Below are 26,303 nucleotides of genomic sequence, written 5' to 3'. Positions count from 1 at the left end.
TGAGAAACTTCGTTTCGCTGTCCCATTTACGATACCCCATACTTTTTTGCCTCCATTTTCCAGAGGCTTTATTCTACCAATTTCTGCTATAATCTTATATGGGAGCAGTATAGCACTTTCCAAGTCGAAGAAAGTCCTAATTTTTGGAAGGAATTCAACTGTTCTATAATAAACCTACATGATGTTAATTTGGATATGCGAAAAACTATACCATTACTAATAGCAAAAAAACTATATAACGAACATAAAAAGGAAAACAACAAAAAAACATTGAATATTATTATTGATGAAGCCCATAATATTTTATCCAAAACGTCTTTTAGAGAGACTGAAGACTGGAAAGATTATCGATTAGAAACTTTTGAAGAGATTATCAAAGAAGGACGAAAATTCGGTGTTTTTGTTACTATTGCAAGTCAAAGACCTAATGACATATCCGACACTATAATTTCTCAAGCACATAATTACTTTATTCATCAACTCATCAATGAAAGAGACCTTTTAACAATTGGGAACGCTGTTTCCTATATAGACAAAATAACTGAAGAGTCTATACCCACTTTATCAGTCGGAACGTGTATTTTTAGCGGCATCGCAACTCCTATGCCATTAAAACTTAAAATAAACGAACTACCGGACAATAAAAAACCTGACAGTCACACCTTGAAGTTTGCAACTATATTATCCGATAACTCAGATGACAATAATGAAGAAGAAGTAGTAGAAGGTGATCTATAGAAATAAAACCAAGATTTGCTTTTCAAGGATATGATATAATAAATTTTATGATATGGTTTAAGGTAGGTTTACTATGTACGACAATGTAATTGCTCAAAATATCGCCAAACAATATAAACGTAATCCGTTTACGGATTTTGCTCGCATAAATACAAACACAAATATTGAAGATCTAAATCTTAACTGGCGAGAACGCGATTTGCCTGAAATGCAAAGAACAAAACATGTTCACAGGCTTCATCCATATATGGGTAAGTTTATCCCTCAGCTTGCTGAAGTATTTTTAAGGAAATACAACCCAAAGGTAGTCTATGATCCTTTTTGCGGGTCTGGTACGACCCTAGTTGAAGCAAATGCTTTAGGTATTGCTTCAATCGGTACCGATATCTCTATCTTTAACACATTACTTTCTAAGGTGAAAACCTCGGAATATAACATCTTTCTTCTTGAAAAAGAAGTTAAGGATATTTTAAATAAATTAAGCATATACATGAGTAATAACTTAACAAACAATAGTGGGCATAACATAACACAAAACCAGTATATTAAAACATGGTTTGCACCAAACACACAAAAAGAGCTTTTGTTTTATCTAAGCCTGATTAAGAATTATACCTATAAGGATTTATTCAAAATTATCCTTTCCCGTTCCGCACGTTCTGCTAGGATGGTTACTCATTTTGATTTAGATTTTCCAAAAATGCCTCAAGTACAACCTTATTTCTGTTATAAACACAACAGAACCTGTAAACCAGTTACAAGTGCATATAAATTTTTGTCTCACTATACTTTAGATACCCTTGAAAGAATAAAAGAATTTTCTGTTATTCGTACAAAAGCAAACGTTACTGTTAATCATGCAGATTCTAGGAAAGTAGATTTGCCAAAAGGAATCGACATGGTTTTCACTTCGCCCCCATATATTGGTTTAATAGACTATCACGAACAACATAAATATGCTTATGAACTTCTAGGGCTACAGAATAATGAGATTAAAGAAATAGGCGCAGCGAAGAACGGACAATCAGAAAAAGCAAAACATGAATATATAAAAGGTATTAATGATGTTCTTTTACATACAAGAAATTATATGACGCAAAACGGGCTTGTATTAATAGTTGTGCACGACAAATTTGGTTTATATAAACCTGATGTGGTTGGGTTTAAAGAAATTAAAGTGATTAACCGTCACGTAAACAGAAGAACAGGCAGAAGAAGCACTCCTTTTTATGAAAGCATTTTAATCTGGCAAAAAATATGACTAAAGAACAAGAAATGAAAATAGCAATTCAATCTGTCGTGAAAAGCATGATGGACAGGGTAATGAATAATGTTTTAGTAAACGACCCGTTTGTAAAAGAAGATCATAAATCAAAAAAACCATTATATGCAGCTCTTGTTCCGGATGAAATATTTAAGGGTTCTCATTTTGAAAGAAGGTTTGTGACTCCTTTTGGTGATGTGTGGGAAAAACTAGCTATTGTTGCTGCTAATAAAGGTCTTGGCTATGGAGACAGAGATCATAAGATTATTGGAAAAGTAAATTCTGAAAGACTACGTAGAATACAGGAAGTTTTGAATAATCTAGAACATTCTGAAAAAGGAAAAAAACGTATAAAACCGGATTGGGAACAAGAATTAAAATATATTTTAGAAGGGAAATCATCTAAAATTATTCCAGTCACCGTTATTTGTGATGTTTATGCTGAGGATAGACAGAATTGTAAAAAATATGCTTTTGAATTAAAAGCCCCCTTGCCAAATAGTGACCAAACAAAAGTAAGTAAGGAAAAGATACTCAAACTTTACAGTATGGAACCATGTCAGATTGATGATGCCTACTATGCTTTACCATATAACCCTTACGGAAAACGAGAAAATTATTCATGGAGTTTTCCTGCCAGATGGTTTAATATGAAAACAGACAAGGTTGTTTTAATAGGAACTGAATTTTGGGAAAAAATTGGTGGGCTTGGAACGTATAAAGCATTTATTGATGCAATTAATGAAATCGGTAAAGATTATAAGGACAGTATATATAGGGAATACTTAGGTATTAATCCTCCTGATAATCTTGAAGAAAATAAATTATAACCCACATTCACACCCAACCCCCTTGCAATACTTAGCGCGACCCCGATATCCGGATTCTCTTTCCCTTCTTCCACTCTAAGCACACATTTCTGCGGCCAGCTCGCGGACACGGCCACCCACCACTACATCCCTAATATCCGGGCTTATTTTATCATACTACAACGCCCCACATTGTTGCCTTGACAACAACCGCAGTGCTTGTTAGTATTGTTTTAGTAGATTCAAAATACTTCATTGAATCGTTGTACCTAAGGAATCTGCAAGTAATGTTGTATGTAAAAAAATGAGTAGGGATTTTTTATTTGAACGTTTTAAGGGATTTTGGTGTCTTGAATATGATTATTAAAACATTAACAAAGAAGGAGAAAAAGTTGATGAGAAAGTTAGTTGGTATGAACGTTTTATTTATTCTGTTTCTTTTGGTGAGTTTGGCTAAAAGTGATGTGATAGACCTTGAACAAGGAGTGTTAAAAAAACAAATAGAAGGACCTATAATACGTAAAGAAACTGTCGAAATGGTTTTTTTTGACAAAGAAAGTAAAGAAATTGGTCGTAGAATGGTCACAGACCATGAAAAAAATGATTATGTATACGCTAAAGAACAAAAATTATTGAAAGATCAATTAGGACTTAATTCATATGAAGAAGCAGAAAAAAAAGGTCTACTGAAGAAATTTGAAGAACTTGAAAATAAATCTAAAAACTGGGTATGTAACGATATTAATCCAAATCTATTAAGATTTTATGATAAACAAGGGAAATTGTTAAAAGAAATAGTTTTATCAGCCACAGACGGATGGAAACCATCAGAAACTATAATTACTCAAAACTGGAATAAAACGCATTTATGTAAGAGAAATGTCTATAGAAATGCGCTGGTGTCTAATACTGGACAATTAGCACTAGTGGATGAAAAAGTTTATGAAAAGTGGGAACCGCAAACAAAAGAAGAAGAAGATAAAGTTAAAAAACAGAAGGAAAACAAATCTTATGACCCATTAATAACATTATTTGAAGAAAAACTTGTTTTATATGATGCTACAGGAAAAGTTTTGTGGACAAAAACAGTAGAAAGATTTGAGAATCCAAGTGATTTTATAGACGGTGATTGGGGAATTTTGTCATTAGAATATTCAGGTAGCGGTAAAATAATATGTTTTCAATTGAATGGTAAAAATGGGCTTAAAATATATGACCAAGAAGGAAAAGAAATTGAGTTATCAAGAGAAGTGGAAGTTTATAATATGAATTGGTATCCAAATTATATTCTGGTCAATATAAAAGAGGGGGCATTATTTATTAGTGGTGACACAAAAAATGTACATATATTGGAAGATGCACGTTTGTATGTCAAGGATATACTTGATAATGATAAAGCTAAAATATCCCAGGATGATAAAAGAACTTTTAAAATTATTGATATTAAACAATTGCCGGAGATAAACAAATGAAAAATAAATATCGATTTATTTTGTGTTGCTTATTCTTGTGGTATCCATCAATAATATTTTCTATTGAACCCATTATATCAACTCCATGGTCTTGGCCAATAACATCAGATTATGGTCCCCGCAATGTTAGCACAGGTACATGGTTTCATAGAGGGATTGATTACGGAGGGTCGTATGGAAGTTCCATTACCCCGGTAGAAGGTGGAACAGCTCAAGCCATTGATTATGATAAAGGATGGTATATTAGAATCCATGGAAGCTTAGGGGATTTTACGTATCTTCATGTATTCACAGGAACAGGTACTTTACCGGTAACGTCAGGGAATTGGGAATTACGAAATGCAACGTTAGTAGATCCAAGTAACCCAAATAATGTAAAGCAATCTAAAGCTATAATTTTGTGGTCAGGACAAATGGCCACATAAATATTATGTGCTGGTGCTCTAAATAGTAATTATTGGGTACGTAAGAAATGTTAAGAGAGATTGGAGTAATTTAAACCAATTGAAAGCGAGAAATTAGTGAAGTCAGGTAGAAGCAGACAAACAATCAAAAAGAGTTTAACAATAAAGAGTTGTTCGTGTTCGATTTATATGTGTAACCTCGGTGATATTTTAATTTTATCTCGAGGTTTTTTATTTGTTGAGAATTTTAAGGGAAGGTGAAAAAGATGAAGAATTATATTATAGGTTTGCTGACAGTATGTTTTTTTGTTATTGGAAATTGTAATGTGTTTGCAGAAGAAAATCAGAAATCAGGAAAACAATTTATTATTGAACAGCAAAAACGAAAAGAAGAAATAAAGAAAAACCTTCCTAAATTATTAGAAAAATTAAAAACAGCAAAAGGAGAAAGAAGATGGCGTCTAATTTATGATATTGGCGTTTCAGAAGATAAGAAAATTATTGAGCCATTAATAAAAATAGTCCAAGACGAAAATGAAACAGGGGATGTGAAAGAAGCTGCTCTTAAGTCATTGATAAGAATAAAAGATACTGATATGGCTTTACCATTTATCAAAGAATACGTAAAAAATGGAAAATATAAAATACTAGCTGCCATGTTGTTGCTTAAAAATGGGTATGGTTCAAAAGAAATAATCACATTACTAGAGAAATATGCCCGAGAAGGTCATCTTGAAATTTTATATGAAGATAAAATTGATACGTCTGTGATTCCGCATAGAGGTTATAGAGAATATTATAAAGAGTTTAATACTAAACAAATATTAACGGAATTGTTACATCATAAAGATGAAGTAGTTTGTGCTAAAGCGACGTATTGTCTTTTTGAGTTAGGAGATAAAGAATTTATATTATCTAGGATAGATGAAATGCTTAAGTCTGAAAATTATTATGTGAAAAATATTGCAAAAGGAATTTTGAGAGAAATTGGAGATAAAAAGAGCAAAAAGAGATTACAAGAATTAGAATATCAGGAAATGCAAGAAGAACTTAAGAAAGCAGAAGAAACAAATATAGAGAGAAAAAAAGAATGAAAATAAACAAAAAATTTAAAAAACTCTTCAACACTGATCCCGCGTATTTTCCGTTCCGCTCGAACCCGGGCGCCTACCAACCCATAAAACGCCTGGCTGGACAACCTACTCGATTTTTTCCAACAACTTTCACCTCTGCACACATTCTACCCCGCCACGCTTCTATTGACAACCCCCCGGGTTTTTATATACTCTTTTAACCAGTTAACTAGCAAAGGGGAACAAGTATGCCTAAAAAAAGTGTAACAAAAATATTAACAGAACCAAAACCCAAGATTGTTGTTGAATCAAAAGGGATGATATCGCTGCATAACGAAGGCACATACATTATTTACGACAAAACACACAATATCATCGTTTCTGACGACAACGGTAAAACAGCTTTTGATAAAGCATTGGAGAAAGGTTATACCCGGGAAAACATCTCGATCGCGTACAACAACAAAAACAAGTCCCTATGCCTTTGGTAGAGTACGACCGTAACCACTCCATTCTTTTTAGGTACCCGCACGGCGCTCAGCCGGTAATAAAAATTAAAGTTACGAACCCGGCAAACAACATCGTTACGATTATAGAAAACGCGGTAGTAGATTCCGGTGCAGACCGTTCAACAGCACCGGCTTTTATCGGTGCGATACAACTGCAACACAACCTGCATCGTATAAAACACGGTACCAACATCAAAACTCCTATCGGAATAGGCGGTAGCAAGAACCCTATGCGGGGATACATGCATTCCGGGATAATACAGATATACTCGGGAACCACGCTAATCAGTTTTCTACAACCTCTAGCGCTAGATATATGTTTTATTGAAGACTCAACCGGCAACTCGCCTGACTGCCCGTTTGTGCTTGGCAGAGAAGATTTTTTTACATATTTCCATATTTCGTTTTACAACGTTGCACGGTATAGTTGTATGCGGTTAACACCAAGAACAGATATTGTTCTCTAGTTATTAAACTACTTTAACCCACACCTCCCTGACCGTCCTATTCCTCATCCGTTGAACCTTCTGTAGTGCATCAACGCAGATACTCCTTATTCTCCGTGGTGACACTTTATATGTTGAACTAACCTCTTTATACGTCCTGAACTTCCCGGTACCAACCCCGAACGTATCGAACAACACACACTTATTCCTTGAGGATATTGACTCCATAGCCATAACTTTCTTCCGGCAGTTCACCAAGACCTTTCTAACTTTATGTTTATCCAAAACATTCATTTATTACCCACCCTACGATTTGTCAATCTATTCGAAAATAACTCCAAGACAAATTATGTTATAAACACATACCATATATATTAATAAATATTTAATTTATTAAATGAAGCGGGGTATTAGAAATGTTGGTATAAAGCATTACAACAGGTTTGGTAATAGGAACAGTATGTTTATACATAATTTAGTTTCTTAGTTAAGTTTATAAATAAATATCTGTGTCCACCCTGTACCCCCGTATCTTTGATGTGCTGTATTAGAATTGTATACCACAATTTTATCATTAACCGAGAAATTACCTGTATACGAAAAATTGTGTGTACAGAAAGCCGAAGTACTTCTAGCCTCATATCCCATAAGAATACCCTGAAGGTCTGTAGTTGAAGGATAAACTTTCTTTAAAAATATTCTTTGTTCAGTAGTATCAATATCGCCTACCGTAATATGTGCAACTATCATATAATATCCTGCTGTTTTTATGGTGATTGAACCTCCGCTTAATGAATAATATGTCCCGGCGCTATCTGTATTAAATATTTCACGGCTAAAAGCCCACGGCCCTGCTCCGTTCAAATCAACATTATTGCAGTCCCAACCCGCGGCAATTGTTTTTGCGAGTACATATCCGGCCCATGTATTTGTACTTGTGAGATTAACCGCAAGTTTGTACGGATCCCCGCTTGTCCCGGCACCGCTGCGGGTAAGAGTTGTATCCGCCTTATCTGTTACCTCATTCCCGATAACGCCATCGGTTTCAGAATATGAAGTTATATAGTTTGGTGTCCACCATGTAGCGTTCCCGGCAGTATCGGACTGCAATAATTTACTTGCCCCAGCACCGGTTGTCATCTGGAACGTAGACGTTATTACGCCATACCCGGCTTTAATATTTCCCTGTGACACTTCCAGTTTTTGGCTTGGGTTCGTTGTTCCAATCCCGACGCTCCCCTCTGTGGTTACGGAAAAATTAGCAGTTCCCACCCTTAACCCGGCATTAGTTCCCTGTATTGTCACTGACCCGCCATAAACTTCAAGTACTGACGATGGTGCAGTAGTGCCAATCCCAACTTTACCGGTTGCGTAGTTATTGTTATATATATCACCATCTACTGCTGTCCACAAACTTTCCTGTGTCAGTAATACGCCGTCGTCATAATATTCAGTTGCGTTTATTGTTCCCGCAACACTAAGCCTATAACTTCCCGGGTTCGTTGTTCCTATCCCGACTTTATCAGCAACTGTGAACGTGCCGGTTGCGTTATTAGCGTTATACGCAGTATAAGCGTATGCGGTACTGGAAGCGTAGAACGAGTATGGCACGGTACTGAGCTTTTCACGAGGGGAAAGGGTTGTACCCCCTATGCTAATTTCCAGCCAGACCGAATTATTCCGCCAGTCAATATCCTCATCTATCTCCAGTGTTGTCCTGAACAACCCTTTCACAACCTCTAAACTCTTAGTATCCGTCCATACCGGGCTTCCGCCGGTTTCTGTGGTGTATAACGATAAAACAAACGAACGAGTTCCGGTAACCGCTGTCCCGCTCTCACGATACCGTCCCTGGTAATTTATGCTGTAGGGAACCCCGGAGTGTACAATTGAAGAAGTAAATAAAACTAATATTAACGATAATAATACACGTCTTTTACTCATACGGGCTCTCGCAGGTGATAACTATGGGGATAACCTGATTATCAGTGCTTATCGTAGCGATAGGGGTTCGTAGTTTAACCCACAGGTTCCTGTCGGTATCAAGCGGGACCCATGTACCGGTCTGTTGTTCCTCAGGGCCCGCGTCGTCTACCGTATACGCAACAGCGGAACAGCGCACCTGGTTTGTGGTTAACAAATCATCCAGTGCAAAACTTGTGTTTATCGGCTTTTCAGCATGGAATACCGCGTTTACCGCGCACTGGTTTGAATACGGCGTTTCTGCTATTTTCCATACGGTAGACTCGGAACTAACGTTCAGAATATAATCTTCCTCAACATTGCCAATGTTCCGTACTACAAGCGCGGCGGTAGAAATATATGTTTGGCCGGTACAGCAATCGCCAAAATTGAAGCATACATGCTCATCATCTACTTCCACACCGATAAACGGCGCGGTTGCATACGCCGTTGCGCCGTTTGAAATATCCGATATATTCGCCTCGTCATCCATTGTCCACAGGCGGTAATAATAGGTAACATCTTCCTCAAGCATATATGCGGGGAAAGATACCTGTGACGACGTGGTTTTCGCGATAAAGTACGCGGTTGTACCCATAACCACGGGCCCGGTGGCAATACTTATGGCTGCATTAATTTTATCCCACGCGGATACGGGTATAACATACGAACTCACTTGTATAAAATAAGTGGACCCTGCTGCGAGATTCGAAGACCCCAGCACAGCTCCCGGGCAAGACCAACAAAGATCCACCCAATACGCGTGTTTTGAAGGAACGGCGCACAAATTCGTTACCGCAGAAGGGGGGAATACCGGGCTAAAATACCCGGCATCTACTTCTTTTCCAGTACCCGTATAATTCCCGATACCGGCAAGTTCACCGCAGCACGATTGCAATGTACTCGCCCAGTGATCCCATCCACCCGCAGGTGTGCCTCCGCAGGTATCGAATACGTCAAGCACAACTTCTTTTTCTCCGTTGTTGTAACTCATCACCGGGATAGAACAGAAAGAATGTTCTGGATATCCATAAACAACCATACCAACAACCAACCCAACAACAATTTTTGTAATAATCTTCACGTAAACCATCCTCCTGAACAATAACAATTACCTCTTCTTGCCCAATATGTTTTTTGAACACATCTAATGATATTTTAATTGCAGTAATTAAGTCTTGGGATATATTTTGAAAAGCATGACAAATCCTATATCCTTGTTTTTGCCATATGTATGTACAACCGCACAAAAACTATTTATGCTGGTTTGTCAATATTATCCATAAATTACCCAAGCAGTATATTTGCCATACAAGTATAATAGAACTGTATTACTTAATATTGTTAGTACAGTGCAAGAGAGGTATATAATGAACAACAATGCCAGGGCTGTTAATTACCGCGAGAACAGTTTCCCAATAATAATTGCTTATTCTCCTCCTACAAAAGTAAAGTGTTACTACCCGCATTTGCACCTTCACAATATAGAAATCCATTACTTCGTCCGTAAGAACGGCAGCATTTTTATTAAAGACCGGACGTACGCCACCAGTCCCAATACGGTTTTCGTTATTCATATCAAAGACATACATAAATACATCTTTGACAAGCATCCCAACTGCGATAAGTATACAGTATTGTTCAACTACGATTATTTCGCATCCAAAATGACAGGGAAATCACTGGAAGTACTCAATTCATTTAAGTATTGCCATAACATAAACGGGATACATCAGGTACGTTTATCCGCGAAAGAAGCAAGTGAAATTGAACTTGCGTTCAGTATTATGTTAAGGGAATACAATAACCAGCGCACAAATTATAAAGAATGCGTAGCCAGCCTGTTGTCTCACCTTCTGATACTCATACAACGCGGCGCGGAGAAAGCCCCCAGCCCGTTACACGAACTCGTTGAAGACCCGGCAATACTGAAAGTTATTACGTACATAGACGAACATTTTAAGGAAAAAATATACCTTCCCGATCTTGCTAACATTGCATACCTATCCCCATGCCATCTCTCAAGCACGTTTAAACAAAAAACGGGGTTCCGGATAAAAGAGTATGTGCTTATAAAAAAGATTACGGAAGCTAAGAACATTCTAGAACACGTTCCCTGCATAAAAATGCACGAGATAGCGTATAAATCCGGGTTTAACGACCTCAGCCATTTCAACCACACGTTCAAAAGGTTTACCGGATACACCCCAAAACAATACTGTAAATTTTGTCAATCTTTTCGATAAATCCGCCAAGACATTTAACCATCCTTAGAAGTAATATAAACACATATAGTAAATACTGCCCAACGCTATATAAGAATTAACTTAAACACAGTAACGGCCGGGCAGCGTAGAATAGACAGGACAATATTTTTTGAGATACGCACATATATTACTTATATTAATTTTTATATTCACTACCTCTGACCTCTCCGCAGAATGGTATACCCAAACCGTACAATCCACAGGCGACGCTGGACAACACTGTTCTATTGCACTGGACTCAACCAACAAACCGCACATCGCGTACTACGACGCAACAAACACAAAACTTATGTACGCCAGCTGGACAGGAAGTAGTTGGAGCATAGAAACCGTTGACTCAAGCCCCGGTGACGATACCGGCAAGTACTGTAGCCTGGCGATTGACACTGCCGGCACTGCGCATATCGCGTACTTCAAACACGTTCCGGTAGGCGAGACCACTAACTTCATTAAATACGCAACCCGTATATCTTCGGGTAACTGGTCATACCAAACCGTTGACTCCGGGAGTTACTCCGGGGAAGACTTTAAATACCTCACCCTATCCCTTGACCCCAACACCGACACACCCTATATCTCATACCATACCACACAAAACCTAGACTTATTTTGTGCAACCTGGACGGGCAGCACATGGAACACAGAACCCGTGGATTCCGTGGGGAACGTAGGGAAATACAACTCAACCTCCGTTGGATTAGACGGTACCCCTCATATTTCTTACCGTGATGAAACAAACACAAAACTTAAACACGCAAAGTATAACGGTAGTTCGTGGGTAACGGAAACCGTTGATTCCACCGAAAACACAGGGTACTGGACTTCAATCAAGGTTAATGCGGACAACCACCCGCGGATCGCGTACATTAGCCCAGCGGCCTGGCACCTGAAATACGCGGAGTACAACGGTACAACCTGGACGATAACACCCGCTGACCCTGCAACACTAGGCAGCCTGACCAGCCAAACTTCACTATCTCTTGACTCTAACTCCATCCCTCACGTATCTTACTACAACGGTACGAGTTATGATTTAATGTATACGAGTTATACCGGCACATCGTGGTCCCGCAAAATAGTTGACGCAACAACTAATGACTGCGGAACTTATAACTCATTAGCGATTGACACCTGCAACCGTGCGCATATCGCCTATTATGACACTTCAAATAAAGACCTTAAGTATATGTACTACAACACCCCTCCGCAGCTTAGCTGGAACAATTATGGCGGCACAAGTTACGGCGTACTCCCTGAAATCTGTACATCAACCGCAACCTATACATTCAAGGTAACATACACCGATACTGACAATAACCCGCCGGTAAACGATAAACTACAGGTCCGCATAAAAAAAGGCGCGTCTACGTATTTACTGTTAAACATGACCAGCGAATCTGCGGAATGGGCTACCGGCGAACTATTCACCGCCTCAACACTGTTAGAACCTTGCAGTTATTACACATACACATTTGAAGCCTACGATATGTGGAATACCTCAGCCACACAGTTTTTGTCGCGGCCCGGCCCGGATGTGGGCTGGCAAATCTCGGGCTACATATTTTATCCTAACGGCACAACACCGTTCCCGTACGCAACGGTAAACGCCTATACCGGCGCATCAACCCGCACAGTTGTAGCAGACAATAACGGGTACTACCTTATAAACGTATCTCATTTTCTTGACTGGACTTTGGTTACAAGTTCAGCACCGGGAGTGGGTAACGTGCAATTCTCACCACCTTACCTAACATATTCTTATATTAATGGTAATGGCACGAGTAATTTCCAGAGGGTACCCGGCAACTGCGCGCTCTCATGGACAGGCAATTCCGGGTATATAACCGACGGAGTTGATCCGGAAACAGGGCTAAGCACCACAACTTTTTGTTTTAAGGTAAAATACTTGGATAACGAAAACGATGCGCCTAAGCCCGGCTATCCCAAGGTACGGATTAAGAAAGGGCAAACCGACTACCTTTTACTATCTATGCCTTCAACAATGTACTCCTACACCGACGGGATTATCTGTACGACCAGCACACTACTCCCGCCCTGCAGTTATTACGGTTACACGTTCGAGTCTTATGATGTGTGGAACAGTTCAGCACACCAGTTCTTGTCTTCACCCGGCCCGGATGTAAAAGCAATCATCAGCGGGGAAGTAAAATATCCCGACGGGAATCCAATGCCTGGCGTAACTCTAAGGCTAACCTATGGGCTGGAATCACAAACACGTGTGACAGATAGTTTTGGATGTTATCTTTTCTCATCTCTCGATACTGATAAGAACTATACCGTAGTTCCTTCTAGTTATTCCTATTACTCTTATAATCCTTGGATTAGATCATACTACTCACCCTTAACCTCGGACGCTACTGGACAAGATTTTTATAGGGTAAACACTTCCTCATTAACCTGGACTGGGGAGATTGACTATAGTTCCGACGGGCTGGACCCCGAACTATGCCTAACCTCGGAAGAAACTCTTAACTACCGCATAAAATATATTGACGCAGATAACGACCCGCCGTTGGAAGGATATCCTAAGTTGATTGTACTAAAAGGTACTGTCACTGTTATTAACACACAGATGCAGCAAACCGACCTGACGGACACATACTATATTGACGGCAAAACGTTTTATTACAGTACCGCTCTACCCTCCGGACGCGACTATTCGTACTACTTCGTAGCGCATGACTCTTTTAGCTTACAGTCAAACACACAAGTTATATCCGGCCCCGTGGTATCAACCTCCGCCCCGCAGTTGGTATGGACCGGGGAAACAGGGTATGTGGAAGACGGCATATCCCCGGAAGTAGGCGCAATGGGTACCACTTTTTATTTTCGCATAAAATACGTTGATACCGACAACGACCCTCCGAAACTCAACTATCCTAAGTTACATATATACAATAACCAAACAGAAATCTCGGGCAGCCCTTACACACTATTATCTACCGGCAGTACTGACTATCTATCGGGTGTTATATTTTATAGGAACATACCAAACTTACCGCCCTCGCTTGACTACTCCTACAGTTTCGACACTATGGACGAGTTTAATAAGTCAACAGAGACGGTTGTCCTATCATCCCCGAAAGTCAACACCCCGCCGGTATTAGCGTGGACCGGTGAAACAAACTACGTTACTGACGGCATTAACCCGGGAACAGGTTTACCGGGAACAACATACTATTTCCGTATCAAATATGTTGACCTTGACAACCAAACCCCCGCCGCGGGATACCCGAAACTGCATATCTACAAATCCGGGACGGAGATAGACGACAGCCCGGTTACTATGGGGTACGTTTCGGGGATATACCAAACCGGCACGGTATACTCCGCCGGCGTTGTGCTAACCGACCTGGGAACTGACTACACATACAAATTCACGGCATACGACGTTTTTTATACTACCGCCACAGGATCACCGGTAAGCCTGTCATCCGGCCCTGTGGTGTCAAACAACCCGCCGAGGTTATGCATTACCGGGGAACAATACTACGTTACCTCCGGTGTATACCCTGCACTTGGCGATTTAGATACAACTTTTTCCTTCAGGATTAAGTACATTGACCCGGACAACCAGGAACCCTTTGAAGGATATCCGAAACTATATATCGTTAACGATTCAACCACGGTGATAGTTGCCAGTATGACTTATATTTCCGGAGTACACAGTACGGGATCGCTGTATGGTATTGCTTTGCACATAACTGACTACGGGGATTATGGCTACTACTTTGAAGCACAGGATCCTCTTGGCGTTAGTACCCGCACTGTTACCTTCGGAGACTTATTTGTGCGCAGCGTCCCCAAGGTAGAACTTATAACATACCTCACGGAAGCAACCCCAAACGAGCCCGTCAACATCCAAGCGAAATACACAGATTTGGATAACAACCCGCCCGCTACGGGATATCCTAAACTTACCGTGTTCATCGGAGACAAACAAATACTCATAGCGTCAATGACTTATGTCTCGGGAGACAATAATACCGGCGCTATATACAGCTACACCGCATCGTTCTCAACGGTAAGCAAGTCGTACTCGTACTACTGCGAAACCCGGGACTCTTACGGCTATGGCGGGACAGTTAAATCCTCAACCCACGTATTCACAGTTTCTTCGCTCCCGACTTTACCGTTGGACCTCACAATATTTGACAACAACGCAAACACCACAGTCTCATCAAAAGTAAACCTTGTATGGAACAGCACAGACCCCGATCCAAACAGTAGAATCATTTATTATTTATACCTTGGTACTGATGCTTCTGTCCTTAAACTGGTATATACCGGCACAAAACCGGCACACACGCTATACTCGCTTGACCCGGGCAAAACTTATTACTGGTACGTAATCGCTGAAGACGATACCGGCAGGAGAAAACAAAGTTCGGTATACAATTTTAATACGGTAAACATGGATGACGATAAAGTATTTAACTACCCCAACCCGTTCAACCCGGCAAACGGGAGTACGAATATAGTATTTAACTCAACCATAGACGGTAACGCAGACATAAAAATATTTACTGAATTCGGCACATTATTGTTTCAGGACAGTTATTCCGCGCGGAGAGGGTCGAATGTATACCCGTACTCCGGCAGGGACTCCAGCGGTAACATTCTTAACACAGGATCATATATCGTTTTTATAAGAATAGGCAGCACTTACAAAAAAACTGTGATATTGGTACTCCGCGCATGATCTACGGGGTAGTACTTAAATTCGGGATAAATATACTGGTAATTGGTGGAAATAATACTTAAGTTTGGCGCCAATAGTACTTAAGTTTGGCGCAAGTAATACTTAAGTCTGGAGCAAGAAATACTTAAGTTTGGAGCAAATTTATTATGAACACATATTTAATATTTTGTTTATTTATCAATAGTTTAGTGTGTTTGGCAAACAAGTTGCCGTTCTTCTTTACTTCTTATACTTCAACACACTACAGGTTTTGTGTGTATTTTTTGTTATATCGGAAATGCGAGGCTTAACTTATGGCTTATGACCCAAAAGACAAATCCAGAGAACTCGTAAAACAAGTAATTAATAGGGAAGTGGCATTACCCATAAAGACAGAGGTAAACTTTATGCAGTACCCGCTGGGTAATGTTTATGGAAGAAGCAAAAACTTAACTGTTACGTATAAACGCAGTATCAGGGATAACGGGATAGAGAAAAAAATTATTTGGAAAGCAATGGGTACCGGAGAGTACGGCCTCCCGGGCCCCGGTGCTATAGAGACAGACTTAGCGATAACCAAACTCATAAACGACCGTGGCTGGCCTGTTGTGCGTTACCTGCAAACCTCTCTTTACGAAATTGCGAAAACTAAGAATATAAACCCCAACGGTGATAATATCCGTTTAATAAAACGCGACCTTCTGGAACTAGCCACTACTTCTTATGAATCACAGTTTACCTATAAACAAGTATGGGAGAAAGATAAAAGGAAAAAGTACCTCAGCGGAGGTGACGCTGTCTTCCATAAATACGACGCAATAATTTTGCGTAAAGAGCCTCTCCCGGGTTCTATCCCGAAATCCGAACTCACCCCGGAAGAACGCAAGACCGGCATTTCTGACCACGTATATATCGTCCTTGGTGAAATATACTTAAACAGCCTTAACAGCTACTACCTAAAAAAAATTGACTACAACTACCTTATGAACCTCCCCGACGTAGTCTTGAAACGTATATACCTTATCCTCAACCTCGCATTCGCAACGGTAATGAACGAAAACGGATATGTATGCTTTCCATATACCGACTTTTGCCAGCGCATACCGATTGAAACCCGGCGGTATATATCGGACGCTAAACGCAAAATACAAAAACACCTTGACGCATTGAAACACGACGGGTACATACAATGCTATGATTGGAACGACAATAACAGCAGCAACCCCGATGACTGGGAACTCATCCTCTACCCGGGCACACGCGCAAATTACGAACTTGACCAGTCAAAAAACCAGGAACAGTTCGACTTCGGCATTTCCGGCACCAATACGCGCGGCGTTGATGAAGTACTAACATACTTTTTTGCCCTCTACGAACTCAAACGCGATACACCAACGGATAAAGAACGTGATCAGGCACTGGAACTCCTCAAACGTACCGGCGATATAGACAAAGTTAAACGCATAATATATTACTCAAAACTGGAAGCCGCAAGGACAGGGTTTAACATAAAATTCTTTGGTGCAGTACTTTCCTACGAGAACGACGCTTTAGCATATATCCGGGAAGAAAATACAAAACATTCATGTGAAGTGAATAACAAAGAAAAAACCGGGAAAGAAGACCAAATAAAACTTGAAGAAGATAAACACTATAGCAAACTACTAGAAATATTCTATCGTTTACCCGAGGATGAACAAAAAAGTATAAGGCAAAAGGCAGTGGTAAACGCAAAACAACGCAACCCGTTATACGCGAAAAGCATTATCGGTATAAATAACGAAATCGTTAATATCATAAAAGGCATGCTAAACTAATGCTAAACCTTAAACCCAGAGTTCTCACGGTAGCAATCATAGTTTTACTGTCAGCCCATGCGTACTGCAGTATTTTCGACAACACAAGCGTTACAGGCAAAAGTATCGGGGGCTGCTATTACCCGGGCGACCTTTCCAGTACACCCCTTAACCCCGCGGGGATATCCTCACTCCTGCGTCCGGAGGTTATAGGCTCATACTACCTCCTGTTTGACAACGCAAGGTTTAACTACCTTGGCTACGCTAACAGCCTCGGGAATATTAAGTACTCAATATCCGCATGCCAGCTTTACCGTGACAACATTGAAGAACGCTCGGCATTAACCAGCATGCCAACCTCCGCGTACTTCAGCCAAGCCGGGTGCTTATTCACACTGGCAGGCATTATACACGGATTCGGTATCGGCACATCAATCAAAACGTCATACTACGACTACAACGGTATCCAGTCAAACCTTTGCTACGGCATGGATATCGGGATATACAAACCCCTGTTCTTTACGGGTAACGCGTTACGTAATATGCTGGCGGTAAACACCGGGATAAGCGCACTGAATATCCTCCCGCCCTCCAGCCTTGGTATATCAGGCGATACCGGTTTTGACGTCTGTACGTACAGGTTAAGTGCCAACGCATCGCTATCCTTGTTCCCGAGGTACAACTTAAAGAAAGAACTCCTTTCTTATGACGAACTAAAACTTTTTGTTGACTGCCTTACCGGCACACAATACTCCTGCGGGCTTGAGTACCGCAAGGACATGCTCTTCGCGCGGATAGGATATAACGCCCAGTATTCCGGTAAGTACAGCCTGGGGTTAGGTTTTATGTTCAGCGATATAACCCTTAACTACTCATTTATCCCCGTGGAAGACACTTACCTCCACGCGCTTGACATGTCCTACCGCTGGGGTACCCCCGAGAAACTGGAGGAACCCTCGGACGAACTCCGCGACTTTCTGGACGTAAAACAAAAAGCCGAACGCCTCTACGGCCGGTACTACCGTCAAGCATCCGATTTTGTTAAGGCCGGAGACTACGACGCTGCAATACAGTACCTCGAGAAAATAATACCTATCTCCCCGGATAAACAAGACGCAAAGAGCATGCTTGAACTCTGCAAAACATCAAAGAACTCAAGGAGGTTACAGGAACTTCATGCGGAATACTCAAACCTTATGGCCACAAAACTTTTTAGTGACGCATTTGAACGCGTGCTCTGCGCGGTTGATATCTCGCCCGGTGATATGGTAACCCTTAACCTGCTTGAGATACGCAAAACAGATATTTCAATCGAACAGCTTAAGATAATGGATATGCTAACCACGCACTTCGCGGATAAGCTTAACCGCAGGATCATTGATTATGTTCACACAAAAAACTATACCGCTGCGGAACTTGAATACAAAAAACTTGAAGCACTTGAACCCTACCAGGAAAACACGGGTACGAAGAAACGCCTGATTGAGGGCGAGAAAAAGAATTATACCAACGAAATGGTACGTACCGCACTGAACTACGTTAAGGACGCTAAGTACCCTGAAGCATACCTGTACCTCAAAGAAGCATACCGTATCTCCGCGGATGACGCGGTTAAGGCGCAGATGATGTCAGTTTACCGTAATATACCCCGCCCGGGCCTGTACGATGATTTGTACCAGAAAAAACTTTACTATATTGCCGCGATATCCTACACCACTGACGATATACAAAAATCAGTAAAAACATACTATGACCTTGTGAACCTAAACTCCGCATACCCGTGTGAAGAACTGGAATCCGTACTGGCAAAGAATAAGTATATACAACGCAAATTACCATAAATACAAAAAGAAAGAAAGAGGAGGACCGTTAAGATGATGAAAAGAAAAGAATTGTTTTTATCCGTGCTCATTGTTTTGTTATTAGCGTCAGCAAGTTTCTGTGCATCCACAGTAACTTTTTCTGACACTTCAGGAGTCGGAGCTTCGTTTACCAAGATTATCACATGGCTATCCACGGTATTAGGCGCAGGGCTTACGATCATAGGGTTGATTATCACGGGGATACGCTTAGCGATGCACGACGAGCAGGCATTGAAGAAAGGCATCTGGGTTATTGTTGGGGGTATAATCATATTCATTGCCCCGCAGATACTGAAATTAATCCAGAGCTTCGGGAATTAAGAACCTTTATGCGTATAGAGTGTTACAGGGCAATTGATAATAAACTACTGTTTTTTGGCGTACAGCTGATGGACGCCGCTGTTATTATTGTGTTGTTCATGATAGTCCACGGTATCATCGTATCGTTTATCGCTGATACTGTATTCTTGATTGGCGCGTTACTAACCGCAAAACGTGTTCGTAACCGTAACGATAATATGGCACGTCAGCTGTACCTTTACTTCTCAATCCCCGCAGTACTCTCATTACCGGGCACACAGGAAGGACTAAAATGATTAACCTCACCCCAACCTCGATTAAACAGTTATACTGGCAAAACTTCAGTAAACCATTACCCTCATACCTCAACCTCTGGGCGATAGAAAATAATACGGTTATCGGTGTGAACTTACAGATGTCTTTGGTATACGAATACACCGGGGTTGACCTTCTGTTGAAAAGCGGGGAGGAGACAAGCTACTTTTTTCAGCAGTTACGCAATGTTTTGCACTCCCTCCCTGAAAATGTTACGTTACAGTTCGTAATCCAGCAGAGGCAGGGCGATAATTCAATGCTAAACTCCTACACCGCTTCTGTGGATACGAAATCCGCATTCTCGCAGTACGTCGTCAGCGGGAAAGTCAAACATTTTAAGGAGTTAAACCCGTACTCGAGGCGCTACCTGCTATACCTTACCGCCTACCCGGAAACTACTGACCTTGCAAAAATGTCGTTGACGATGCAAAACTTTTTTTATAATGACTACACAAAAACCGCGAGGTCTCTCAACAGCAAGCACAGCGCTATCCTTGCGGAACTAGGGAATATCTTATCCTCATCGCTAAACTCCGCAGGGATTAAGCTTAAACAACTGGACAAACACGAAATCCTTAACCTGCTCTACAACCACCTCAACCCCTCGAGGTCCGGTATTCTGGAATACAACCCCTGCGGGGACACTGATGACCACACTATCCGTTCGCAGATCTGCTATAACGCCTGTGAGAACGAGTTTAGCCAGTGCCAGCTTGACGGGTACTACTACCGCGGGGTAAACATGTACATCCGCCCGAAAGACGTGGAGTACACCGATATACTGCAGTTTATGTCAAAACTAAACGGCGAGTACGACTTCTGTGTTGCAGTTGACACCGTCAACCAGGACAATACCATTAAGAACCTGTTATTCAACCGCACATTAGCCGCCGCAATATCTACGTTTAACCCGTTTAAGAGAAACTACGAGGCAGAACTTAAATCCATGCAGTCCGAACAACTGGTGGAATACATTAAGTCCAGCGGCCAAAAACTGTTCAACCTCTCATTCAGCATTACTTTGCGGGACAGGGATATCATTAACCTCACCACCCGCACAAACGCGTGTATAGCCGAGTTCAGGACAATCGGTGAAGCGGAAGGCGTGATTGACGATATGTGCCACCTCTTTTTGTTTTTATCCGCACTCCCCAACCACCGGCATTATAATTCAACAAAACACGTATTCCATACGGACGCCGTTGCGCAGTTCCTACCGGTCTCCCAGCAATGGAGGGGCTGTGATAACCCGAAGATGCTATTTTTGACCCGTGAGTACGAATTACTACCGTTCGACGTATTCGATCCGGGCTTACCGGCGAAACACGGCCTTGTACTTGGCACTACGGGCTCGGGAAAGTCCTTCACCACAAACTTTTTATTGAACAACTTTTATGTGGAATCCGAAAATAACCATATTGTGATAACCGATATCGGAGGAAGTTACCGTAAACTCTGCACCCTGCTGGGCGGCGAATACCTTGAGATCGAACTCTCTGATAAGTACTCGTTTAACCCGTTCCCCCCGAAGAACGTCGCGGTTACCAACTACGACTTTGAACAATTTGAAATTGACGCTGATGTTATAGCGTACCTCAAACTATTGATCCAAAAATTATTAAAGAAAGACACGCTTACCGGTCAGGAATCCTTTGTCTTGGAACGCTCTATAGTCAACACCTACAAATGCTGTGTGGACAACATCCCTATACTCTCGGACCTGCTTTTCCAGCTTGACAACTATACGCCCGTACGGGTTTCAGCGGATGACGGCGCGGCGGCTATTGCCAAACACTTTGTCAGCAACCTCGAAGAATGGTCCTCCGGGGTTAAAGGCAAGATGCTCAACCGCAGGGCAACGCTTGAACCAAAATCCCGGATGGTAGTGTTTGACCTTCAGAAACTTCAGGAACAAAAGGAGTTACAATCCGTCGTCCTGTTTTTGATACAGAACACTATCTGGCAGAAACTCTATGATAAATCCTTACGCAAGATGATAGTGTTTGACGAATGCTGGCAATTATTCAACGACCCGACCTCTGCGCAACTCATAGAAAACCTTTACCGCACAGCCAGGAAGTTTAACGCATCAATCCTGTCAGTCTCCCAAAGCCCGGACGACTTTCTTTCCAGTAAGTCAGCCTCAGCAGTACTTGCGAACTCGTACACAAAATATATATTGAAGTTACAGAAAGGCCACGAACTTTTGATAAAGTTCGGGTTAAACACCCAGGAGGTAAACCTTGTGAAATCACTATCATCAGTCCGGGGTAAATACTCCGAGATTATGGTTAAATCCATGGATAAAACACGGGTATTGAATATCTTAGTCCCGAACTCCGACTACTGGATCTGCACCACCGACCCTGAAGATTATCAGAAAGAACAGGAAGTGCGTTCGCATAACCCGGGCTTACCGGCCCTTGAAATCCTTAAAATCCTGGCAGAACAAAATTATAAGGCTGGCATAATATGAAAATAATTGCAGTATTAACAACATTAATAGTTTTATTATCCGCACAAAGCGGGTACTGTATCGTCCTTGACGTTATCTTAGACGCAGTCTCCTGGGCGGCAAAACAGGTAAACGAGGTTAATGAAGAACTTTTCCGTAAAACAATGATAGCGCAAACCATAGAGTCCGCCGCAACGCTTAAACGCAACTACGACGATAGTGTTAAGTTTTATGACGAAATGCGCAGTTTCAACGAAAACCCTTATGGTTACTTTAACCAGTGGAGCACAGAGTTCGCGAATACGCTTACCGACCCCGTAGCTAAGTACAACAAAGACATTGACTCACGCGTATTCTCGGGCAATAGCTGGTACGCTAACCAAACCGACGGGTGGAAAGCGTATAGGGACAAAACCCTTAGCTTCAGCCAAAACGTAAGCTCAGCCGTAGCCGCACAGATGAACAGTACAGAATTATCAAAGAAGATTAAATCAGCATCCACCAAACTTGAAGCCTATGCGAACTACAATTTGTGGGACCAAAAGAACAGGGAAGAAAAGATTGAAGCAAATGAAACCTATAAATCAGCAACCAGCGCAGGGATCGCGAATAACTACCGTGAGATAGAAAGTATCGGCACAAAACTTAAATCCGGCAAAAAAGAAGACGTTGAAGTAGCGAAGGTACAAATGGAGCTCATGAACGCCAAACTCCTGCAGAACCTTAACTACACACTCCTAAAACTTTTTGAAGGGCAGATAGACCAGGACAAACGCGACCTTTCGTACAAACAATTTTTGTACCAGCAGCAACAGCAGGTATACAGCACCGCGCAAACACTTATCAATACACGCAAACAGTTATACTCAAACACCAGCCGTGAGAACCAAGCGCAGAACATGCTGGGTGAAACCCCCAGGATTGAACATCCTTCAAACATTAAAATAGGAGGGGGGAGATAACTCTATGCAAACCCCCGCGTACATTATTGACGTTTTAAAAGTCCCGGAAGCCGGCACCCCGGTTATCGGCATAACCTGGGGAATATCTGTGATGATATTCTCACTAGTTTTTGTTGTATCATTACTGACGGAACAAGCAAACCTTATCTCCGACGGTAAGTCAAACCTAAAATCCGTCCTTTGGAACTCGGTACTAACCTTTTTTTGCTTACTTGTTTACCGGTACCTGTTCAGAAAAATAATATCGTTCTGTGAACTATCCGCGATGTGTATATTAAGCACCGACAAATGGTTTGAGTTTATGACCGTCGCGGTTAACCTTGCAAAGACAGACTCCGCCCCGGGCTCGTTCCTCTCGATAAACATAACAACATTTGTGATGAACATAGTTTTGTTAGTAAGCATAGCGATTGAAGAAATCTTTAACTTCATACGTTTTATTTTCTTACTGGTTTTATACATCACCGGCCCGATATGCATATCATTTTACCTGTGGAAACCAACTTCGGGCTTCTTCGGTGGATGGTTATTAAGCACGTTCCAGGTATCCTTTTGGATTGTGATACTCCGCATTATGCAGACAGCATACTTATCGTTTAACACCGTAGCCATACTGCAAAGCGGCGACCCGTTACTCACTATTGTATTCTCGATCTGCATGATTGCCATGTTTGTTTTGACACCGGTATTCACCGCGAACCTGCTATCCGGGCAAACAGTCAGTACACTAGGTACCGCGGTTATCGGGCTTACGGGGTTCGCATTCTCAAAATTTGGCGCGTTACGGGTTAAAGACATGGTTACCTCCAACGGTACGAAAGTACCGGTAACACTCCAATCTTATGTCAGTGACAGTTTCAGGAATACAGGCAAAGCAATAGGCTCGGCATTGGGTAATATCGGAAAATCACGCCCGGCAAAACCGCCGGATAAAGGATCAGCAAAACGATGAATACAACCTCGCGAAAATACTATGAAGTATGGGGTGACACCCTTAACATGCTAAACTTCCTGAAAACCATAATCATAATCCTATTATTTATTATCACAGGGCTCGTACTGTTGTTGAGACAAAGCAATAATAAACCGCCTTTAGTAATTACAGTAGACAAACTTGGGCAACCCCAGGCGGTTAAAAACTGGGAATCGCAGGTAAGTATTACCGTCCCCGAACTCTCGAACTTCACCCAAACCTTTATTGACCAGTTCACGGCATACGATTATTACACGTACATGGAAAACTTTAAGAAAGCGTTTAAGTTAATGACACCGGACTGCCAGAAAAAGATGGACACCTACCTTGCTGCGAATACTGTGGTTGACCAGATAACGCAGTCGCAGTACAAAACAAAAGTTGTGCTCTCAAAAATTGATATCGTAAAAGATTCAAAATACGTAGTATCCGTAAAAGTTAAAGGGTACAGGGAAGTAACGTCATACCTTAACCCAAGTTTTAGTAAAGACATAGTGTTTGAAACCGACTTAGTTTACAAAAAAGTTCCGCGTACCCTCGAAACCCCCTGGGGCGTACTTGTTGATTACTATAACGAAACAATCTTTAAAGACAAATAATTGTGAAATACCTAAACTTTATCGTTATATCAGTACTCTTAACCCTATACCTCCTTTTTTTTATTGAACCCACAGGCTTTGTGTACACCCCGATAGGTTCACACACAATCTTTTGTACAGGCACCAGCACATCCACACAGGTAAACCCTCCGGAGTTCAGCATAACCCCGGAGAAAACTCGCTTACCGGAGTTTAACGTATACACCTCGCTCCCCGCCCCGGACAAGTTCATCGCTAACGTTATTACCTCCAGGACAAACGCAGATTTTATACTGGTAACAGAAACAATGTTAGCGCAACAAATGGTACTCCCAAAACAAACTAATCTCCCCCCGGACACCCAAAAAAAAGAGCAAGAGGTTAAACCTTCAGCAAAACCGTTACTAAAAATATTAACCCAAAAACCGGCAAAACCAGTAGAACCACCAAAACCCGCACCCAAAACCGCACTACCGGCACCCCTTACCAGCCAATCTTTAGCACGGTACTTAAAGGATAACGACAAAACATACTTTTATAATGACCTAAAATCCGGCAAGGACATTCTTTTATCCGTTATATCCAAAACCCCGTTTGAAGACAAAACCATAATTAAATTCAGGCTAAGCAACCCCACCCCTACCTACTTCTTTATATCATCAGTCTCACTGGCGGACACTGCCGCCAACCCTATCCCCGCAAACATGTTTGTAGATACGTTTGTCCAACCGGATAGCGACTGTACCGGTTTTGCAGTACTTAAATATACGGGCAACTTGGTATTAACCGTTTATGAATCAGGAGGTAAACAAAGATGTATAAACGTTTCGTTCTCTTTAAAATAGTTTTGTTACTGGCAGTAAGCACAGTCTCCGCAGGGATAGAACCCTGGACTGGCATGACAAACACAGTGCAAACCAAAATGAAATACTTTATGCATACAGGTTATATGTTCGACGCTGTGTTACAAACCGCTATTTTCTCTTATAACATAGAAAGCCCCGTGATTGCCGAGATTGAGTACGACGTTATCTACCTTGACAAAATCATACTCCCGAAACACAGCAAGATTATAGGGTACGCATCTATACTGAAATCTGATGACAGGGTAAACATTTTTTTTCATACCACAGTTTTCCCCAACGGGCAGGAATTAAAGATTAACGCATTAACGCTTAACACCGACGGATCTCTGGGCATCCCCGGGGTGGTGAAGAAGTACCAGGAAATATTACCCGCCAAAATATTGTTAGAGACCGCAGCGAACATTGCAGTCCCGGGTATTGCGAAACCTATTATCAAAGAACTAACTGCGGACTCCGCGAGAGACCTTTCTTACAAACCAACATACTCAGTAACGGTTAAGAAAGGCACGCCGGTAGTAGTGTATATCGTTGATAGGGTTGAGTACTGACA

Annotated in this window: 23 protein-coding genes and 1 pseudogene; 20 read left to right on the top strand and 4 right to left on the bottom strand. The window is 41.4% G+C overall.

From position 1 onward, the window contains the following. Positions 1-165: 165 nt before the first annotated feature. The 8 genes and pseudogenes from WC955_04010 to WC955_03975 all read left to right on the top strand — a co-directional run bounded on the left by WC955_04010 (position 166) and on the right by WC955_03975 (position 6,736). Positions 166-738 (top strand): annotated as a pseudogene (locus tag WC955_04010) (ATP-binding protein). 73 nt (positions 739-811) lie between these two features. Next, entirely contained in the window at positions 812-1,999 is a 1,188-nt protein-coding gene (locus WC955_04005) for a DNA methyltransferase (GenBank protein ID MFA5858209.1), read from the top strand. Beyond that, a complete protein-coding gene (locus WC955_04000) occupies positions 1,996-2,832 on the top strand; it encodes a TdeIII family type II restriction endonuclease (GenBank protein ID MFA5858208.1) in 837 nt (278 codons plus the stop codon). The genes WC955_04005 and WC955_04000 overlap by 4 nt, the downstream gene beginning before the upstream one ends. A gap of 374 nt (positions 2,833-3,206) precedes the next feature. Then, positions 3,207-4,283, top strand: coding sequence for a hypothetical protein (locus WC955_03995; GenBank protein MFA5858207.1), 1,077 nt, complete (start codon positions 3,207-3,209; stop codon positions 4,281-4,283). After that, a complete protein-coding gene (locus tag WC955_03990) occupies positions 4,280-4,708 on the top strand; it encodes a hypothetical protein (GenBank protein MFA5858206.1) in 429 nt (142 codons plus the stop codon). The genes WC955_03995 and WC955_03990 overlap by 4 nt, the downstream gene beginning before the upstream one ends. Before the next feature lie 245 nt (positions 4,709-4,953). Then, entirely contained in the window at positions 4,954-5,781 is an 828-nt protein-coding gene (locus WC955_03985; protein MFA5858205.1) for a HEAT repeat domain-containing protein, read from the top strand. A gap of 227 nt (positions 5,782-6,008) precedes the next feature. Beyond that, on the top strand, positions 6,009-6,251 hold the full coding sequence (locus WC955_03980) for a hypothetical protein (GenBank protein MFA5858204.1): 243 nt from the start codon (positions 6,009-6,011) through the stop codon (positions 6,249-6,251). Continuing rightward, a complete protein-coding gene (locus WC955_03975) occupies positions 6,239-6,736 on the top strand; it encodes a hypothetical protein (GenBank protein MFA5858203.1) in 498 nt (165 codons plus the stop codon). Before WC955_03980 ends, WC955_03975 begins: the two co-directional genes overlap by 13 nt. A gap of 3 nt (positions 6,737-6,739) precedes the next feature. On the opposite strand, the gene WC955_03970 is transcribed toward WC955_03975, so the two are convergent. The 3 genes from WC955_03970 to WC955_03960 form a co-directional block, all read right to left on the bottom strand. Then, positions 6,740-7,009 (bottom strand): hypothetical protein, encoded by a 270-nt coding sequence (locus tag WC955_03970; GenBank protein MFA5858202.1) that lies wholly within the window; start codon positions 7,007-7,009, stop codon positions 6,740-6,742. A 189-nt stretch (positions 7,010-7,198) separates the two neighbouring features. Continuing rightward, positions 7,199-8,659, bottom strand: a complete 1,461-nt coding sequence (locus WC955_03965; GenBank protein ID MFA5858201.1) for a hypothetical protein — start codon at positions 8,657-8,659, stop codon at positions 7,199-7,201. Then, complete coding sequence (locus WC955_03960; protein ID MFA5858200.1) at positions 8,652-9,761, bottom strand: hypothetical protein; 1,110 nt, start codon at positions 9,759-9,761, stop codon at positions 8,652-8,654. Before WC955_03960 ends, WC955_03965 begins: the two co-directional genes overlap by 8 nt. 286 nt (positions 9,762-10,047) lie before the next feature. Between WC955_03960 and WC955_03955 the strand changes: the two genes are divergently transcribed. From WC955_03955 to WC955_03910, 10 genes are all read left to right on the top strand, one after another. After that, positions 10,048-10,923: an AraC family transcriptional regulator gene (locus WC955_03955; GenBank protein ID MFA5858199.1), complete on the top strand. Its 876-nt coding sequence runs from the start codon at positions 10,048-10,050 to the stop codon at positions 10,921-10,923. Positions 10,924-11,053: 130 nt separating this feature from the next. Further along, positions 11,054-15,667 carry a hypothetical protein gene (locus WC955_03950; protein MFA5858198.1) on the top strand — a complete coding sequence of 1,538 codons (4,614 nt, stop codon included), beginning with the start codon at positions 11,054-11,056 and terminating at the stop codon, positions 15,665-15,667. A 293-nt stretch (positions 15,668-15,960) separates the two neighbouring features. Next, a complete protein-coding gene (locus tag WC955_03945; GenBank protein MFA5858197.1) occupies positions 15,961-17,463 on the top strand; it encodes a hypothetical protein in 1,503 nt (500 codons plus the stop codon). Next, on the top strand, positions 17,463-19,283 hold the full coding sequence (locus WC955_03940) for a hypothetical protein (GenBank protein ID MFA5858196.1): 1,821 nt from the start codon (positions 17,463-17,465) through the stop codon (positions 19,281-19,283). The genes WC955_03945 and WC955_03940 overlap by 1 nt, the downstream gene beginning before the upstream one ends. A gap of 33 nt (positions 19,284-19,316) precedes the next feature. Beyond that, positions 19,317-19,625 (top strand): TrbC/VirB2 family protein, encoded by a 309-nt coding sequence (locus WC955_03935; GenBank protein MFA5858195.1) that lies wholly within the window; start codon positions 19,317-19,319, stop codon positions 19,623-19,625. 8 nt (positions 19,626-19,633) lie between these two features. After that, positions 19,634-19,900 carry a hypothetical protein gene (locus WC955_03930; GenBank protein ID MFA5858194.1) on the top strand — a complete coding sequence of 89 codons (267 nt, stop codon included), beginning with the start codon at positions 19,634-19,636 and terminating at the stop codon, positions 19,898-19,900. Beyond that, positions 19,897-22,395 (top strand): ATP-binding protein, encoded by a 2,499-nt coding sequence (locus WC955_03925; GenBank protein MFA5858193.1) that lies wholly within the window; start codon positions 19,897-19,899, stop codon positions 22,393-22,395. Before WC955_03930 ends, WC955_03925 begins: the two co-directional genes overlap by 4 nt. Further along, on the top strand, positions 22,392-23,336 hold the full coding sequence (locus tag WC955_03920; GenBank protein ID MFA5858192.1) for a hypothetical protein: 945 nt from the start codon (positions 22,392-22,394) through the stop codon (positions 23,334-23,336). Before WC955_03925 ends, WC955_03920 begins: the two co-directional genes overlap by 4 nt. Positions 23,337-23,340: 4 nt before the next feature. Next, on the top strand, positions 23,341-24,288 hold the full coding sequence (locus WC955_03915; protein MFA5858191.1) for a hypothetical protein: 948 nt from the start codon (positions 23,341-23,343) through the stop codon (positions 24,286-24,288). After that, on the top strand, positions 24,285-24,908 hold the full coding sequence (locus WC955_03910; GenBank protein MFA5858190.1) for a VirB8/TrbF family protein: 624 nt from the start codon (positions 24,285-24,287) through the stop codon (positions 24,906-24,908). The genes WC955_03915 and WC955_03910 overlap by 4 nt, the downstream gene beginning before the upstream one ends. On the opposite strand, the gene WC955_03905 is transcribed toward WC955_03910, so the two are convergent. Further along, positions 24,895-25,140 (bottom strand): hypothetical protein, encoded by a 246-nt coding sequence (locus WC955_03905; GenBank protein MFA5858189.1) that lies wholly within the window; start codon positions 25,138-25,140, stop codon positions 24,895-24,897. The genes WC955_03910 and WC955_03905 overlap by 14 nt on opposite strands. 55 nt (positions 25,141-25,195) lie before the next feature. Here WC955_03905 and WC955_03900 point away from each other — a divergent pair, with 55 nt between their 5' ends. Together WC955_03900 and WC955_03895 are read left to right on the top strand one after the other, a co-directional pair. Then, positions 25,196-25,732 carry a hypothetical protein gene (locus tag WC955_03900; protein MFA5858188.1) on the top strand — a complete coding sequence of 179 codons (537 nt, stop codon included), beginning with the start codon at positions 25,196-25,198 and terminating at the stop codon, positions 25,730-25,732. Further along, a complete protein-coding gene (locus tag WC955_03895; protein MFA5858187.1) occupies positions 25,702-26,301 on the top strand; it encodes a TrbI/VirB10 family protein in 600 nt (199 codons plus the stop codon). The genes WC955_03900 and WC955_03895 overlap by 31 nt, the downstream gene beginning before the upstream one ends. Positions 26,302-26,303 lie beyond the last annotated feature (2 nt).

Source organism: Elusimicrobiota bacterium (genome assembly GCA_041658405.1).
GTDB lineage: Bacteria > Elusimicrobiota > UBA5214 > JBBAAG01 > JBBAAG01 > JBBAAG01.
This window is presented reverse-complemented; position numbering and strand designations above follow the sequence as displayed.

Coding starts and splice junctions, on each gene's coding strand:
- WC955_04005 (MFA5858209.1), top strand. CDS start 812: ATGTACGACAATGTAATTGCTCAAAATATCGCCAAACAATATAAACGT.
- WC955_04000 (MFA5858208.1), top strand. CDS start 1,996: ATGACTAAAGAACAAGAAATGAAAATAGCAATTCAATCTGTCGTGAAA.
- WC955_03995 (MFA5858207.1), top strand. CDS start 3,207: ATGAGAAAGTTAGTTGGTATGAACGTTTTATTTATTCTGTTTCTTTTG.
- WC955_03990 (MFA5858206.1), top strand. CDS start 4,280: ATGAAAAATAAATATCGATTTATTTTGTGTTGCTTATTCTTGTGGTAT.
- WC955_03985 (MFA5858205.1), top strand. CDS start 4,954: ATGAAGAATTATATTATAGGTTTGCTGACAGTATGTTTTTTTGTTATT.
- WC955_03980 (MFA5858204.1), top strand. CDS start 6,009: ATGCCTAAAAAAAGTGTAACAAAAATATTAACAGAACCAAAACCCAAG.
- WC955_03975 (MFA5858203.1), top strand. CDS start 6,239: ATGCCTTTGGTAGAGTACGACCGTAACCACTCCATTCTTTTTAGGTAC.
- WC955_03970 (MFA5858202.1), bottom strand. CDS start 7,009: ATGAATGTTTTGGATAAACATAAAGTTAGAAAGGTCTTGGTGAACTGC.
- WC955_03965 (MFA5858201.1), bottom strand. CDS start 8,659: ATGAGTAAAAGACGTGTATTATTATCGTTAATATTAGTTTTATTTACT.
- WC955_03955 (MFA5858199.1), top strand. CDS start 10,048: ATGAACAACAATGCCAGGGCTGTTAATTACCGCGAGAACAGTTTCCCA.
- WC955_03945 (MFA5858197.1), top strand. CDS start 15,961: ATGGCTTATGACCCAAAAGACAAATCCAGAGAACTCGTAAAACAAGTA.
- WC955_03940 (MFA5858196.1), top strand. CDS start 17,463: ATGCTAAACCTTAAACCCAGAGTTCTCACGGTAGCAATCATAGTTTTA.
- WC955_03935 (MFA5858195.1), top strand. CDS start 19,317: ATGATGAAAAGAAAAGAATTGTTTTTATCCGTGCTCATTGTTTTGTTA.
- WC955_03930 (MFA5858194.1), top strand. CDS start 19,634: ATGCGTATAGAGTGTTACAGGGCAATTGATAATAAACTACTGTTTTTT.
- WC955_03925 (MFA5858193.1), top strand. CDS start 19,897: ATGATTAACCTCACCCCAACCTCGATTAAACAGTTATACTGGCAAAAC.
- WC955_03920 (MFA5858192.1), top strand. CDS start 22,392: ATGAAAATAATTGCAGTATTAACAACATTAATAGTTTTATTATCCGCA.
- WC955_03915 (MFA5858191.1), top strand. CDS start 23,341: ATGCAAACCCCCGCGTACATTATTGACGTTTTAAAAGTCCCGGAAGCC.
- WC955_03910 (MFA5858190.1), top strand. CDS start 24,285: ATGAATACAACCTCGCGAAAATACTATGAAGTATGGGGTGACACCCTT.
- WC955_03905 (MFA5858189.1), bottom strand. CDS start 25,140: ATGAACTTGTCCGGGGCGGGGAGCGAGGTGTATACGTTAAACTCCGGT.
- WC955_03900 (MFA5858188.1), top strand. CDS start 25,196: ATGTTAGCGCAACAAATGGTACTCCCAAAACAAACTAATCTCCCCCCG.
- WC955_03895 (MFA5858187.1), top strand. CDS start 25,702: ATGTATAAACGTTTCGTTCTCTTTAAAATAGTTTTGTTACTGGCAGTA.